We start from the raw sequence: 14,703 nt of genomic DNA, 5'->3' as shown, positions 1-14,703 counted from the left end.
CTCTATCAACGTAATTGACATTCAGCAGTTCCCGCGGGTCGGCGCTTGACAGTCATCGTCGCGAGGCGCATTACCACGTCAACAAATCGAACCCGCGAGTTCGAAATCGCTCTCTCCGTGCTGAATCCTCCTCCCTTCAGCGCCAGAAAGGCATTTTTCAACATGACGAACGAGACAGACGTGCACCCTGAACCGCGCCCGGCCGAGAAGAAACGCGGCGGCGGGATGCGGAAAATTATTTTCTCGCTTATCGGCATCGCCCTGATCGCCGGCGGCGGATGGTTCGGCTATCACTGGTGGACCGAAGGCCGCTTCATCGTATCCACGGACGATGCCTATATCGAAGGCGATATCGCCATGATCGCGCCGAAGGTGTCCGGCTACGTCGAAAGCGTCGCGGTTTCAAACAACCAGCAGGTCAAAAAGGGCGACCTTCTCGTCAAGATCGATGATGGCGACTACCAGAACGCGGTTGCCCAGGCCGAAGCGCAGCTCCACGCCCAGAACGTTGCGCTGGAGGCGACCAAGGCGCAGATCGCCGGCGCCAAGGCTTCGCTCGCCCAGGCCAAGGCCAATCGCGAGGCGCTCGATCCACAGATCGACAACGCCAAGACCGTGCTGCAGCGCGCCGATACGCTGCGCGAGAAAGGGGCCGCCACCGTCGCCGCCTTCGATGATGCGCGGGCAGCGCTGGACCAGTTGAAGGCCAAGGTGCAGGCCGCCGATGCGGCAGTCGAAGTGGCGAAATCCAACATCACCACCGCAGAGGCCCAGCTTGCCCAGCAGCAGGCGGCGCTTCAGGAACGCAAGCTCGCGATCGACATGGCCAAGCGCAATCTCGGCTTTACCGAAATCCGCGCGCCCTTCGATGGCGTCTTCGGCAACAGGAATGTTCAGGTCGGCGATCTGGTTTCCTCCGGCACCCGTCTCGGCGCGCTGGTGCCGACGGACGATCTCTACATCGTCGCCAATTTCAAGGAGACCGATCTCGATCGCCTCGGAATAGGCGCGAAGGTTCACGTCTCGATCGACGCCTTCGAAAAGGATGATTTCACCGGCACCGTGGAATCCTTCTCGCCGGCCTCCGGCGCGGTGTTCGCGCTGCTACCGCCGCAAAACGCGACGGGCAATTTCACCAAGATCGTCCAGCGCCTGCCGGTCAGGATTTCGATCCCCAAGGACGTGCTTGACGGGCAGTACCTCAAAGCCGGGCTTTCCGTCACCGCCGAAGTCGACAGCCGCACCGCTCCCGATGGCACGATCGGCGAGACGCTCGCCGCCAACCGCTGACACCTATCTCTTTGTTTTTACGCAATTCCGGACGGTGAACCGGTGTCCACTTCCTGGAATTGCTATGAGCGGGCGGCTGACGCCCGCATCCCACGGATGCTTCGATGACAGACACAGCCGAAAACGCGCCGGCCGCGGCGCAGGCGGGCGCGCCGTCCTCCGACCATGTTCCAGCACGCACATGGATCGCCTTCATTGTCATGGCGTTCGGCATGTTCATGGCGATCCTCGATATCCAGATCGTCGCATCAGCGCTCACCGATATCCAGGCCGGCATCTCGGCAAGCGCGGATGAAATCGCCTGGGTGCAGACCTCCTACCTGATCGCCGAAGTGATCATGATCCCGCTTTCCGGCATTCTGGCGCGGATCTTCTCGACCCGGGTCGTGTTCAGCGTTTCCGCCGCGGCGTTTACCGCCTGCAGCGCGCTTTGCGCCACGGCAACCAGCATCGACCAGATGATCGTCTACCGCGCGCTGCAGGGCTTCATGTCGGGCGGCATGGTGCCGGCGGTGTTCGCGGTGTCGTTCACCGCCTTTCCGCCGTCAAAGCGCTCGACCGTCATCCCCGTGGTCGGCCTCGTGGCGACGCTCGCGCCGACGATCGGCCCGACGGTCGGCGGCTATCTCGTCGATGCGCTCTCATGGCACTGGCTGTTTCTGATCAATGTCATTCCCGGCATTCTGGTCGCCATCAGCGCCTGGCTGCTGATCGATTTCGACAAGCCCGACCTTTCGATCATGCGCCATTTCGACTGGATCGGTCTTGCCGCCATGGCGACCTTCCTCGGAACGCTCGAATACTTTCTGGAAGAGGGCAATATCAAGGGCTGGTTCTCCGATGAGGTCATCCGGGTCGTGTTCGTGGTGATGATTGTCGGCGGCATCGCGTTCTTCTACCGCTCCTTCACCAGCCGCTATCCGGTCGTCGATCTGCGCGCCTTCGGCAATTTCAACTTCGCGGTCGGCTCGATCTTCTCGTTCTCGCTCGGCATCGGGCTTTACGGCCTCGTATACCTGTTCCCGCTCTACATGGCCCGCATCCGTGGCTATGACGCGCTGATGATCGGCGAGACGATGTTCGTCACCGGCGCGTTCATGATGGCGACCGCCCCGGTGGCAGGCTTCCTGCAGAACAAGCTCGACCCGCGCGTGATGATGGGCGCCGGCCTGGCGCTTTTCGCGCTCTGCACCTGGCAGATGACCCACATTACCGCCGAATGGGACTACTGGAACCTGTTCTGGCCGCAGGCCGGCCGCGGCGTGGCGCTGATGATCTCGATGATCCCAGTCTCCAACATCGCGCTCGGTACGCTACCGCCGCAGGATATCAAGAACGCCTCCGGCCTCTTCAACCTGACCCGCAATCTCGGCGGCGCGGTCGGGCTCGCCGTGATCAACACGCTGCTTAGCCGCCGCACCGATTTTCATTTCGACCGGCTGGCGGAAACGGTGAACGCGGCCAGCGCCACGACGCAGGAATGGGTGAACGGGCTTGCCGGGGTCTACAACAGCCACGGCATCGACGGTGAAAAGGCCGCCGTGCTGCAGCTCGACCAGATCGTCAATCAGCAGGCATGGCTGATGGCGTTCATCGACATCTTCACGATCCTGACGGTGCTGTTCGTCTGCCTGAGCTTCTGCATCATTGTCGTGCGCAAGCCCCAGGCCGGAGCCGGCGGCGGCGGGCATTAACGGCCTTCAGGCGGCATCGACCTCCGAGGCGAACCGACAGAATTACGACCGCCGTGCCGCCTCAGCGCCATAGCTGTTCATGAAGGTGCTGACGCCGCGTTCGGCCACAAGCTGGATATCGGCCGGCGACGGCGGCCCGTCCATCAGCCCGAACAGCCGCATTTTCCACATATGGCCGGTACACAGATCCAGCAGCTGCTGGGCGGCGACGCGCGGCTCGTCGGCGACCAGTTCGCCCGTCTCGCAGCGCGCTGCGACAAAGGCGGTCAGGGTTTCGATCAGGTTGTCGGGGTGATCGCCGAAGAAGGTGCGCACCAGTTCGGGAAAACGCTCGGCAACGCCAATGGCGATCCGCATCGCCCTGATGGTTTCCTCGCAGGTCAGGCCGGTGGCAAGCTGCGCGCCAAACCGCGTCAGCACGTTTTCAACCGCATCATCCTCGGCGAGAGTCTGGCGCAGGTCTTCGAAGATGCGTTGCTTGGCCTCCAGGATGATGGTCTGGAACAGCTCGCCCTTGTTTTCGAAATAGACGTAGATCGTGCCCTTGGAGACGCCGGCGGCGCGGGTGATGTCGTTCATGCTGGCGGCATCGAAGCCGACATTCATGAACACCTGGCGCGCGCCTTCCAGTATCTGCGCACGCTTGGCCGGATCCTCGCCGGCGGCATGCCGGCCGAGGCCGCGGAATACGCAGCGATCCGTCTCATCCTTCGGGCGACAGAAGCCGCCCCTGGCTTTTCCAAATCCCAACTTCGCCTCACTCGCCGGTGCGGTCGCAACCGCGCCGTCAGCCCTGAATGCTCCTGCAGTCCGGCGACACGCCGGGTTTTTATATTGACTTATGCGGAACACATCTACGCATACGATGCGGGGCCGCTCAATTCAATGGTTAATTGAACTGAGCGGTTCGATGGACATCAATCCTGGCCGAACTCCTCCGGCGCATATTCATACGCCGTCGAGCAGAATTCGCAGGTCACCGTGATCTTGCCATCTTCGGTGCTTTCCGCGAGTTCCTCGGCCGTGAAGGCGCCGAGCACGTCGCGGATTTTCTCGCGCGAGCACGAACAGCGGTCATAGACCCCGTGGGCGGGATAGACCGTGACGCCGCGTTCATGAAACAGCCGGTAGAGCAGCCGTTCCGCGCCGACTTCCGGGTCGGTCATCTCGTCGAGATCGATGGTTTCCACCATGGCGCGGGCTTCCGACCAGGCATCATCCGGATCGTGCGACAGCACGCCGTCATCGCCGTCGCCGCCGTGAAGGTCCGGCTGGCGCATGCGCTCCGGTTCCGGCGGCAGGAACTGGGCCACCAGCCCGCCGGCCCGCCAGCTTTCGCGCGGCTGACCGTCCTCGTCGCGCGAAAACAGCTTCGCGACGCCGAGACGCACCGCCGTCGGGATCTGCTCCGACTGGCGGAAATAGGCCATGGCGATTTCCTCGAGCGAACGCCCGTCAAGCTCCACGATCCCCTGATAGGGCTGCATGAAGCCACCCTGGTCGATGGTGAAGGCGAGCACGCCGCGGCCAAGCAGCGCTTCCGGCTCGCTCTTGCCCGCCTCGATCGCGGCATCGAGTGCATCCTGATCGAAGCGGGCATAGCCGCGCAGCGCATCCGGCGTCGAGAAATCGGCGACTAAGAGGTCGACCGGGCCGTCACCCTTGGTCTGGACGGTGAATTTGCCTTCGAATTTCAGCGATGTGCCGATCAGCGCCGTCAGTACCACTGCTTCGGCCAGCAGCCGCGCGACGGGCTCGGGGTAGGCGTGGCGCGCCAGCATGGTGTCCAGCAGCGGGCCGAGCTGGACCGTGCGGCCGCGCACATCGAGCGCATCCACCTGGAAGGGCACAACCATGTCATCACCGGCGAAACCGAGTTCGCCGAGTTGCGTTTCAAGATTTTGCATTGTTCATCTCCTTGCCCGGCAAGGCGGCGCTTCAGTCGAAGACGCCGAGGCACCAGGCCAGAACGGATTTCTGGGCATGAAGCCGGTTTTCGGCCTCGTCAAAGACAACCGATTGCGGGCCGTCCATCACCTCGTCAGTCACCTCCTCGCCGCGATGGGCGGGCAGGCAGTGCATGAATATGGCGTTGCCATTCGCCTTTTTCATCAGGTCCGCGTTGACCTGATAGGGCTGGAACACATTGTGGCCGCGCGCCTTGTGCTCCTGGTTCATCGAAACCCAGGTATCGGTGACCACGCAATCGGCGCCCGCGACGGCTTCGGCCGCCGTCTCGAAGAAGTTGACTTCCGCGCCTTCCGCGCGCGCCCAGTCCACGAACCGCATTTCCGGTTCCGAGCCTTTCGGCACGGCGATGTTCATGCGGTAGGAAAACCGCCCGGCCCCTTCGAGGAACGAGTGCAGCACATTGTTGCCGTCGCCGGTCCAGGCAATGGTCTTGCCGGCCACCGGGCCGTTATGCTCCTCGAAGGTCTGCAGATCGGCCATGATCTGGCAGGGATGGGTCGCATCCGTCAGCCCGTTGATCACCGGCACGGTGGCGGTTTCGGCAAGCTCCAGCAGCCGGTCGTGATCGGTGGTGCGGATCATGATCGCATCGACATAGCGCGACAGCACCTTGGCGGTATCGCCGATCGTCTCGGCGCGGCCGAGCTGCATGTCCTTGCCGGACAGCACCAGCGTGTCGCCGCCAAGTTGACGCATGCCGACATCGAAGGAAACGCGGGTGCGGGTCGACGGCTTCTCGAAGATCATCGCCAGCACCTTGCCGGCCAGAGGCTTGTCCGCGGTGCCTGCCTTCTGGGCGGTCTTTCGGCTCGCCGCGTCATCGAGAATGCCGCGCAGCGCGGATTTCGAAACGGCGGAGAGATCGAGAAAATGCCTCGGATTGGACATGGAACTACTCTTTCACAGATAGAACTTCGTTTTGCGCGACCGGCCAGCAAACCGCTTCGTGTGGCCGCGGCCTAGGCTGCCGAAAGCTTTTCAGCGGCACGGCCCAACCGGGCAAGACCTTCACGCGCTTCCTCGACCGTGACGGTCAAGGGCGGCAGAAGACGGATCACATTGTCGCCGGCAGGCACGGACAGCAGCTTTTCCTCGCGCATGGCCGCCGCCAGTTCGCCGGCCGGCACATTGGCCTTGATGCCCAGCATCAGGCCTTCGCCGCGGATTTCGCCGATCACGCCCGGATAGCGGTCCTTCAACTCGGCAAGCCCCTGCTTGAACACCAGGCCCACCTCCTTGACATGCTCCAGGAAGCCGTCTTCCAGCACCACGTCGAGCACCGCATTGCCGACGGCCATGGCCAGCGGATTGCCGCCGAACGTGGTGCCGTGCACGCCCGGCACCATGCCGGATGCGGCCTCCTCGGTCGCAAGGCAGGCAGCGACGGGAAACCCGCCGCCGATACCCTTGGCGATCGCCATGATATCGGGCGCGACGCCGGTCTGTTCGTAGGCAAACAGCGTGCCGGTGCGCCCGACGCCGGTCTGGACCTCGTCAAAGATCAGCAACAGGCCGTGTTCCTCGCACAGCGCGCGCATGGCATGAAGAAAGGCCTTGTCGACGGTGCGCACGCCGCCCTCGCCCTGGATCGGCTCGATCATCAAGGCGGCGGTCGTATCGGAAATCGTTTCCTTCAGAAGATCGAGATCGCCGGCCGCAATCTGGATGAAGCCCGGCGCCTTCGGCCCGAAGCCTTCCATGTATTTCGCCTGGCCGCCGGCCGCGATCGTTGCGAGCGTACGACCGTGAAAGGCACCCTCGAAGGTGATGATGTCGATCTTCTCCGGATGGCCCTTGGCATAATGATAGCGCCGCGCGGTCTTGATCGCCGTCTCCAGCGCCTCGGCCCCGGAATTGGAGAAGAACACCTTGTCGGCAAAGGTCGCCGCCGTCAGGCGCTCGGCCAGCTTTTCCTGACCGGCAACCTGATAGAGGTTCGAGACATGCCACAGCTTGTCGGCCTGATCCTTCAGCGCCGCGACCAGATGCGGGTGGGCATGGCCAAGCGAATTGACGGCGACGCCGGCGGCAAAGTCGAGATATCGCTCGCCCTTGTCCGTGATCAGCCAAACGCCTTCGCCGCGCTCGAAAGTGAGCGGTATTCTGGCGAACGTATTATAAAGAGGCGATGCACCGGACATGGCGGTAAAACTCCGACAAGATGACAAGGGCGATTTTCAACGCCCGCAGAAATTAAAAATGCCGCCTTGAGGCGGCGGCAGGCCTTATATTGTCATGTCCGCCTCCAATGTCAACAAACGCGGTGGCAGCAAGGCGTTTGGGCGAATCCGCCGCCGTTTTCGCCCCCGCCAATACAAAAATCACCAAGTTGGGGAAAACCGCGAAAAACGATTCGCGCGATTCCCCGTAACCTTGCCACGCCCCGACCATAGGCCTACTTTACGAGCCAACAGAGTACTGCAAGCGGCGGATCTGATTACCCGGATTGGCGAGTTTTTCCTGTTTCGGACATGTTTCGGAGCACGACGCCGGATTCCGCCCGCAATAGCCGGAGACGACATATGAGCTGGACAGACGAACGCGTCGAAAAACTCAAACAACTCTGGTCGGAAGGGCTGAGCGCCAGCCAGATCGCGACCCAACTCGGCGGCGTCAGCCGCAATGCCGTGATCGGCAAGGTGCATCGCCTTTCGCTGCCCGGCCGCGCCAAGAGCGGCGGCGCGCCGCCGCAGGCCGCGCCCCGGGCGACCGCGCGCAACACCGCCCCGCCACGCGCGCCGAACTTCGCCTCGCGCGTCGCCGGCCGCCGCCCGGCCGCTCCGCCGCAGAGCACGCCATCCGCGCCGCGCACCGCCGGCGCCACCGCGCTCAAGCAGGAGGTCGAAGCCGTTCCGGCCGCGCGCCCCCGCTCGAACCCCGACAATGTCGTGCCGATCATGAAGAAGGTGGCGCTCACCGAGCTCACCGAAATGACCTGCAAATGGCCGGTCGGCGACCCGACCCAGGACGATTTCTATTTCTGCGGCTGCGATGCGAAGGAGAATTCCCCCTATTGCAGCTACCACGCCAAGCTCGCCTACCAACCTGTCAGCGACCGCCGCCGGGCTGGGTGAAACCACGGCAGGCCTCATCCGTAAAAAGCGCCTTCGGGCGCTTTTTTGTTACGCCCTCACCCATCCCAGCCGATCACCGTCAAGTCCGGCCATAGCGTCTTCCAGCGCTCGACCTTGTTCTCATACGCCTCGCGAAACACCTGCGTCTTGTTCGGGCGCACGACAGCGTTGAGGAGATCGGCGAGACCGAAGGGCGCATCGCATTCGAAGCCGTCGCCCGTCGGTCTGATGCCGAAGGCGGTGGCCGTGGTCGGAAAGGTCGTGATCGCCTCCGAGACGCTGTCATATGCTTCGATGTCGAAGCCGAAACGGTCGCCGTACCAGAGATGCACCCGGGCCTGGTTCTTGACGTCGATCCAGGCCGGCAGAGCGGAAAAAGCCGCGCGGATACGGGCGGCATGGCGGGCTTCCGCCCGTTCCGACAGGTCGGTGGCATCGAAATAGACGATATCGATATCCGCGATGCCGTGCGCCGGGTCCATCCCGAACCGGCGGTTCCAGACCGTCTGCGCCAGCGCGCCGGCCACCAGCCAGCAATCCGGAAGATCAATCAGGCGCCAGTTTTCCAGAAGTGGCCTGACAAGCGGACTGTCCGAAACCGCCTCCATGACCTCTGATAATTCAGCCTGCATCGGGCCCCGCTGCGATAATCCGCTCGGCGCGGGTGTAGACGCTGAAGCCGTCGCCGCGCGCCGTGGCGATCAGCGTCAGGCCGGCGGCCTCGGCCGTCTCGACGGCAAGCGCCGTCGGGGCGGAAATCGCGATCAGCACCGGACTGCCGGCAATCGCCGCCTTCTGCACCATTTCCACCGAGAGCCGGCTGCTGACGACAATCGCACCCGCACTTGCATCAATGCCCTCCCGCGCCAGGGAGCCGATCAGCTTGTCGAGCGCGTTATGGCGGCCGACATCTTCCCGCACCGTCAGCATGCCCTCGCCTGGACTATAGAAGCCCGCGCCATGCACCGCGCGGGTTGCGGCAAACAGCGGCTGCGCGCGCGACAGCGCCTCCACAGCGGCGTTCACCTCGTCAACCAACAGGCGAAACTCCGGAGCGGCGATTTTCGGCACGTCCCGCACGGCCGCATCGATGCTTTCGAGCCCGCAGAGCCCGCAGCCGACGGGCCCGGCCATGGAGCGGCGACGGGCGGCGAGCGCCTCGGAGCGATCCGCCCGCAGCGTGATCTGCACATCGATGCCCTTGTCGAAGGCAACGATATCGACCGCCTCGATCTCCCGAGCATCCCTGATGATGCCTTCCGTCAGGCTGAAGCCATAGGCGAAATCGACGAGGTCTTCGGGCGTCGCCATCATCACCGCATGGGTGGAGCCGCCATAGCTCATCGCCACCGCCATCTCGGCGGCAAGGGGCCGGTCGACCGCCTCTTCGCGGCTTCCATGGGTAAACAGGGGCTTCAAGGGGGCTCCGGCCATCGCCTTACACCATCACCGGTTTGGGAAGCTGCCGCTCGCCCTTCAGGATCGCCGCGACCAGTGCCAGCGACGAAGCGAGTTCGAGCTCGCTTGAAGCGGCGAGTGCCACCCGGATTGCCGGCGGCGCGGCGGCGCGGCCGACATGGAAGCTCGACCCGGCCGCGACAGCAACGCCCCGGCTTTTCGCCCGCTCGACCATCGCCGTCTCGGTGAGGCCCTCCGGCAGCGGTATCCAGACATGCAGCGCGCCGGGCGTCATCCGGCAGGCGATGCCGGTAAGCGCTTTCTCGGCAATCGCGCGGCGGCGCATCAGCGCCTGGCGCTGCCAGTTGACGAGTTCGATCGCGGTCCCATCAAGGATCCAGCGGCTGGCGATCTCCGCCATCACCGGCGTCGCTACCCAGTTCGCCGCGAGATAACGGTTGGAAACGGCGGCGGCAAAGCGATCCGGCGCGGCCACGAAACCACAGCGCAAACCGGGGATCGTGTTCTTGGACAGGTCGGTCATGTAGACCGTGCGCTCCGGCGCGAAGGCAGCGACCGGCGGCGGGCGGTTTTCGACGAGCGGTCCCAGCACATCGTTTTCGATGATGGCAAGGTCGAGCCTGCGGGCAATCGCCGCAATCGCGCGGCGGCGCGGCGCGCTCATCACCAGCGCCTGCGGACCGGCGGCGGACGGCTGGAGGAATATCGCCCGCAGACGCTTGCGGCCGGCAACGGCTTCGAGCGCAGCCGGCACAATGCCCTCGCTATCGACCTCCACGCCTTCGAGATCGATGCCGAGATAGCCAGCGAGCGGGCGCACCATCGGGTGGGTCAGCGCCTCCACCGCCAGCGCGCCGCCGGCCGGCACCACGCTCATGAATGCAGCCGTCATCGCATCGCTGGAGCCGTTGGTGACCGTGATGCCGTGGGCGGCCGCCTTCAGCCCGCAGGCCGCCAGCCAGTTGACGCCGGCCATGCGGTAGCGCTGGAACAGCGCGTTGGGCATCATCGAAAACGCCAGTTCCGGCGGCATGGTGGCGCCGAGATCGGCGAAGGCCGCGCGGAACTTGGCAAGGCTGCGGCTCTCGCAGACCGGCTTCAGGATCGAAAGATCGATGACGCCGCTGCCGCCCTCCGTCAGGTAGGGCCGCTCCGGCGCCACCGGCTCGGCCTTGATGTAGGACCCGCGCCCGACCTCGCCGACCACCATGCCACGGCGCGTCAGTTCCTCATAGGCGCGACTGACGGTCTGCACCGACACCTTGAGATCGGCCGCCATCTCGCGCTGCGGCGGCAGGCGCATGCCGTCGATCAGCAGGCCGCTGCGCACGGCGGCCGCGATCTGTTCGGCAATGGAGAGATAAGCCGGCCGCTTGATCAGCCGGGGATTCGGGCGCCATTTTGTCATCTCCGGATGGTGGGGCAAATCCGGGAGAATGACAAGCGCGCGGCCGAAAGCGGATTGCGGAAAGGCAATGCCAAAGCCGTGAAATGCCTAACGCTTTCGAAACGCCTGGCAGGTTTTGAAAAGGTGCGCGCCGGACCGGACCGGCTTTGCTTGGCGCAGCAAACCGTTTAGAACGCCCCAAACGAAACCGGCGACGGGGCGGCCATGTCCGAGAGCAAAGCGAAAACCGCGATAACCGACACCGATGCGCTGGTGGCGCGCGGGCTCGTGCCGGCGGAGACGGCGGGCGATATCGCGCGGGTTGCCGAGGATTTCCGCATCCGCATTCCGGCCCATATCCTGTCGGCGATCGACACGGTGGCCGCCGATGATCCGCTGGCGCGCCAGTTCGTGCCGGATGCGCGCGAGCTTCAAGCCTATGACGGCGAGATGGACGACCCGATCGGCGACGGGGCGTTCGAGCGGGCAAAGGGCGTCACCCACCGCTATCCCGACCGGGTGCTCTTGAAGCCGACCCATGCCTGCCAGGTCTATTGCCGTTTCTGCTTCCGCCGCGAAACCGTGGGCGAGCCGGAGGCGGCGCTTGACCGCGAGGAGCTTGCGGCGGCGCTCGACTATATCCGCGCCCATAGCGAAATCTGGGAGGTGATCCTGTCGGGCGGCGATCCGCTGGTGCTGTCCGACCGCCGGCTTTCCGCGCTGATGAAGGCGCTTGGCGAAGTCGAGCATGTCGCCGTAATCCGCATCCACACCCGCGCCCCGCTGGTCACGCCGGAGCGCATCACCGACGGTCTGGTCGATACGCTGAAGCAGGCCGGCAAGACGGTCAATATCGTCATCCACGTCAATCATCCGCGCGAGCTGACGGCGGCGGTGCGCGGCGGGCTCGCCCGCCTTGCCGATGGCGGCGTTCCGCTGTTCGCGCAGACCGTGCTGCTGAAGGGCATCAACGACGACGCCGAAATGCTGGCGAGCCTGTTCAAGGCGCTCCTCGCCAACCGGGTCAAGCCGTATTACCTGCACCATCTCGACAAGGCCAAGGGCGTTGCCCATTTCGCCGTGCCGATCGCGCGCGGCCAGGCGCTGATGCGAGCGCTGCAGGGCACGATCTCGGGGCTCTGCCTGCCGACCTATGTACTTGATATTCCGGGCGGCCAGGGCAAGGCGCCGATCGGCCCTTCCTATCTGGAGCAAACCGGCGCGGGCGAATACGAGGCCACGGATTACCGGGGCGGAAAACATTCCTATTCCGACTGGCGGTGAGCGCCAGCCTGGCCGCGCCGGGTGCGTCATCTCCGTTGTGCCTCGCCCTGAGCGAAGGCCAGGGCGAGGTTCGCTTCCTTTGGAGGGACGCCGCTGCCGCCCTCACGCGGCGATGGTGCGCGCCTCGATTTCCTCCAGCGTAATGCCCTTCGTCTCGGGTGCGGCGGCGATCGCGTAGACAATGCCGACAACGCAGAAGAAGGTGAAGATCGCGAAGGTTCCGACAATGCCTATACTCGCCAGCAAATCCGGAAACACCAGCGCCACCAGGAAATTGAAGGACCAGTTGGCGACCGAGGCGAGCGCCATGCCGCGCGGACGCAGTCTCAACGGAAACAGTTCCGACATGTAAAGCCAGGGCAACGGGCCAAGACTGACGGCGAAGAAGGCGATGAAAGCGAAGATGCCGATCATGGCGAGATAGGGGGTTGCCGCGACATCCATCATCGTCGCCACGGTCACCAGCGCCATCGACAGCGCGGTTCCGATGAAGCCGAGGATCAGCAGCTTGCGCCGGCCCATGCTTTCCACCAGATACATCGCGACCACGGTCAGCGCGACATTGACGACGCCGATGCCGACGGTGGCCAGCAGATCGGTCGTGGTGCCGGAAAATCCGGCATTCTTGAAGATTTCCGGAGCGTAGTAGATGATCGCGTTGATGCCGGAAAGCTGCTGCAGCACGAACACGATCATGGCGAAGCTCGTCACCGGCAGGATGCCGCGCTTCAGGAAGGCGCTCCAGGCGGGGGCGGCCTCCTCGTCCTTGGCGCTTTCCTGGATCTCGGCGATGATCTCGTCAACCTCGGCGGGCGAAGATTCCGGCTGCAGCTTCGCGATGATATCGCGCGCCTTGTCGGCATTGGAATTGAGCGTCAACCAGCGCGGCGTTTCCGGAGACAGCAGGATGCCGATCAGCGCCACGATCGACGGGAACACGCCGACGCCGATCATCCAGCGCCAGTCGCCCGATCCGCCAAAGGCCGCATCCGACATGTAGGATACCATGATGCCGATGGTGATCATCAACTGGAAGGCCGAGACGATGGTGCCGCGAATGCGCGCCGGCGCGACTTCCGCCAGAAACATCGGCGCGGTCATGGCCGAGGCGCCGATACCGACGCCGATCAGGAGGCGGGCAAGGGTCAGCACATACTGGTTGAAGGCGAGCGCGGAGATCAGCGAGCCGACCAGAAAGATCAGCGCGCCCAATATCAGCATCGGCTTGCGGCCGTAGCGATCGGTGGTCACCATGGCAAGCACGGTGCCCGCCACCGCGCCGAGCGGCACGGCCGAGGTAATCACACCCTCCATGAAGGCCGAAACCGTGAAATCCTGCTTGATGAACGGCAAGGCCCCGGAAATCACGCCCTGGTCGAAACCGAAGAGCATGCCGAACAGCGCTGCCACAATGACGATGGCTATGAGCATGGGTTTTCCTCCGCTTGGGCGGCGGCTGCCGCCTTCCCCTCTTATGACCCCGTTTATGAACCGCCGCTGAAAACCGCAAACGGCCTTATACCAAAAGTTGAAAGTCGAAACGGCACCCGTTGTCAAATCCTTTTGGACCTTAGCGTTTATATTAGCGGCGTTCCCGACTTCGCCGCCGAGCCCCTTGACCGACGCACGATCGCGCGGCATAGAGGACGCATCCGAGGGGTGTGTCCGTGACACTGAGATGGCCGATGGCCGAACCCTTGAACCTGATCCGGGTTATGCCGGCGTAGGAACGGAGTTTGGTCTTGAGCGACACGCCCAGAAAATCAGCCTCTATTGACGCCTTCGCTGCCCGGTTTAGCCGGGGAGAGCGGGATTGAAGCGTACCCTTTCGGCGGCACTCACCTTTTTCGCGATCATGTCCGGGCTTCTTGTGCTCTGGCAGGCGATCATCGTTTTCGGCGAGTTGCCGCGCTATATCCTGCCGCCGCCGCTTGCCGTGCTGGCGAAGTTCCAGACCGCCCACGCGATGCTGCTTGAAGAAGCGCTGGTGACGCTAAGGGAAATCCTGGCGGGCTTTGCCATGGGCGCGGTCTTCGGCGCGGCGGCGGCGATTTTCATTGCCGCCTTTCCCCGCATCGGCCGTTTCATCTGGCCCGTTCTGGTGGTGCTGCAATCCTTTCCCGTCTTCGTGATCGCGCCGATGCTGGTGCTCTGGTTCGGCTTCGGCATCGCCTCCAAAGTGGTGATGACGACGATCATCGTGTTCTTCCCCGTCGCCTCCAGTTTTGCCGACGGGCTGAGGCGCACCGATCCGGAGATCGTGGCCGCGGGGCTTCTCGATGGCGCGGACCATTTCGAAATGTTGCGCCACATCCGCCTGCCCCTGGCAATGCCGCATCTGTTTTCCGGCCTCAGGATCGCGGCCCCGCTCGCGCCGCTTGGCGCGGTGGTGGGCGAATGGGTGGGGTCAGCCGGCGGCCTCGGCTTCCTCATGGTCCAGGCCAATGCCCGCATGCAGAGCGAGACCGTGTTCGCCGCTATGCTGATCCTGGCGCTCGAGGCCGTGCTGTTTCGAAAAGCGGTGGATCTCGCCGCCCCCTTCTTCACCCGCTGGTCGCATGAGGATTGAGCGGCCGGCTCAACC

General features: G+C 64.0%; 13 protein-coding genes and 1 riboswitch. Of the genes, 5 read left to right on the top strand and 8 right to left on the bottom strand.

Annotation, left to right across the window (positions count from 1 at the left end):
* Positions 1-162: 162 nt before the first annotated feature.
* A complete protein-coding gene (locus K7H91_RS08760; RefSeq protein WP_230719835.1) occupies positions 163-1,290 on the top strand; it encodes an HlyD family secretion protein in 1,128 nt (375 codons plus the stop codon).
* A gap of 104 nt (positions 1,291-1,394) precedes the next feature.
* Positions 1,395-2,984, top strand: coding sequence for a DHA2 family efflux MFS transporter permease subunit (locus tag K7H91_RS08755; protein ID WP_230719834.1), 1,590 nt, complete (start codon positions 1,395-1,397; stop codon positions 2,982-2,984).
* A gap of 42 nt (positions 2,985-3,026) precedes the next feature.
* Here K7H91_RS08755 and K7H91_RS08750 read toward each other — a convergent pair whose 3' ends face one another.
* The 4 genes from K7H91_RS08750 to K7H91_RS08735 all read right to left on the bottom strand — a co-directional run bounded on the left by K7H91_RS08750 (position 3,027) and on the right by K7H91_RS08735 (position 7,096).
* Positions 3,027-3,734, bottom strand: a complete 708-nt coding sequence (locus K7H91_RS08750; RefSeq protein WP_230719833.1) for a TetR/AcrR family transcriptional regulator — start codon at positions 3,732-3,734, stop codon at positions 3,027-3,029.
* A gap of 167 nt (positions 3,735-3,901) precedes the next feature.
* Positions 3,902-4,891, bottom strand: coding sequence for an Hsp33 family molecular chaperone (locus K7H91_RS08745; protein ID WP_230719832.1), 990 nt, complete (start codon positions 4,889-4,891; stop codon positions 3,902-3,904).
* Between the two features lie 31 nt (positions 4,892-4,922).
* A complete protein-coding gene (gene argF / locus K7H91_RS08740; RefSeq protein WP_018064367.1) occupies positions 4,923-5,843 on the bottom strand; it encodes an ornithine carbamoyltransferase in 921 nt (306 codons plus the stop codon).
* Between the two features lie 71 nt (positions 5,844-5,914).
* Positions 5,915-7,096 (bottom strand): aspartate aminotransferase family protein, encoded by a 1,182-nt coding sequence (locus K7H91_RS08735; RefSeq protein ID WP_230719831.1) that lies wholly within the window; start codon positions 7,094-7,096, stop codon positions 5,915-5,917.
* Between the two features lie 381 nt (positions 7,097-7,477).
* Here K7H91_RS08735 and K7H91_RS08730 point away from each other — a divergent pair, with 381 nt between their 5' ends.
* Entirely contained in the window at positions 7,478-8,029 is a 552-nt protein-coding gene (locus tag K7H91_RS08730) for a GcrA family cell cycle regulator (protein ID WP_230719830.1), read from the top strand.
* Between the two features lie 56 nt (positions 8,030-8,085).
* Here the strand turns inward: K7H91_RS08730 and K7H91_RS08725 are convergent, their stop codons facing one another.
* The 3 genes from K7H91_RS08725 to K7H91_RS08715 are packed head-to-tail and all read right to left on the bottom strand — an operon-like array spanning position 8,086 to position 10,856.
* Positions 8,086-8,661 (bottom strand): nucleotidyltransferase family protein, encoded by a 576-nt coding sequence (locus tag K7H91_RS08725; protein ID WP_230719829.1) that lies wholly within the window; start codon positions 8,659-8,661, stop codon positions 8,086-8,088.
* On the bottom strand, positions 8,651-9,463 hold the full coding sequence (fdhD, locus tag K7H91_RS08720) for a formate dehydrogenase accessory sulfurtransferase FdhD (RefSeq protein WP_419197459.1): 813 nt from the start codon (positions 9,461-9,463) through the stop codon (positions 8,651-8,653). Before fdhD ends, K7H91_RS08725 begins: the two co-directional genes overlap by 11 nt.
* A 4-nt stretch (positions 9,464-9,467) precedes the next feature.
* Positions 9,468-10,856, bottom strand: a complete 1,389-nt coding sequence (locus K7H91_RS08715) for a PLP-dependent aminotransferase family protein (RefSeq protein ID WP_230719828.1) — start codon at positions 10,854-10,856, stop codon at positions 9,468-9,470.
* A gap of 204 nt (positions 10,857-11,060) precedes the next feature.
* On the opposite strand from K7H91_RS08715, the gene K7H91_RS08710 reads away from it, so the two are divergent.
* Positions 11,061-12,119: a lysine-2,3-aminomutase-like protein gene (locus K7H91_RS08710; protein ID WP_230719827.1), complete on the top strand. Its 1,059-nt coding sequence runs from the start codon at positions 11,061-11,063 to the stop codon at positions 12,117-12,119.
* Positions 12,120-12,221: 102 nt separating this feature from the next.
* Here the strand turns inward: K7H91_RS08710 and K7H91_RS08705 are convergent, their stop codons facing one another.
* Positions 12,222-13,550: a sugar porter family MFS transporter gene (locus K7H91_RS08705; protein ID WP_230719826.1), complete on the bottom strand. Its 1,329-nt coding sequence runs from the start codon at positions 13,548-13,550 to the stop codon at positions 12,222-12,224.
* Between the two features lie 214 nt (positions 13,551-13,764).
* Positions 13,765-13,866, top strand: a riboswitch (TPP riboswitch).
* 108 nt (positions 13,867-13,974) lie between these two features.
* Here K7H91_RS08705 and K7H91_RS08700 point away from each other — a divergent pair.
* Positions 13,975-14,688, top strand: a complete 714-nt coding sequence (locus K7H91_RS08700; protein WP_419197464.1) for an ABC transporter permease — start codon at positions 13,975-13,977, stop codon at positions 14,686-14,688.
* Positions 14,689-14,703 lie beyond the last annotated feature (15 nt).

The sequence above is a fragment of the Martelella mediterranea genome, assembly GCF_021021415.1.
Lineage (GTDB): Bacteria > Pseudomonadota > Alphaproteobacteria > Rhizobiales > Rhizobiaceae > Martelella > Martelella mediterranea_C.
The sequence above is the reverse complement of the archived record's forward strand: the minus strand, read 5'-3'. Positions and strand labels throughout refer to the sequence as shown.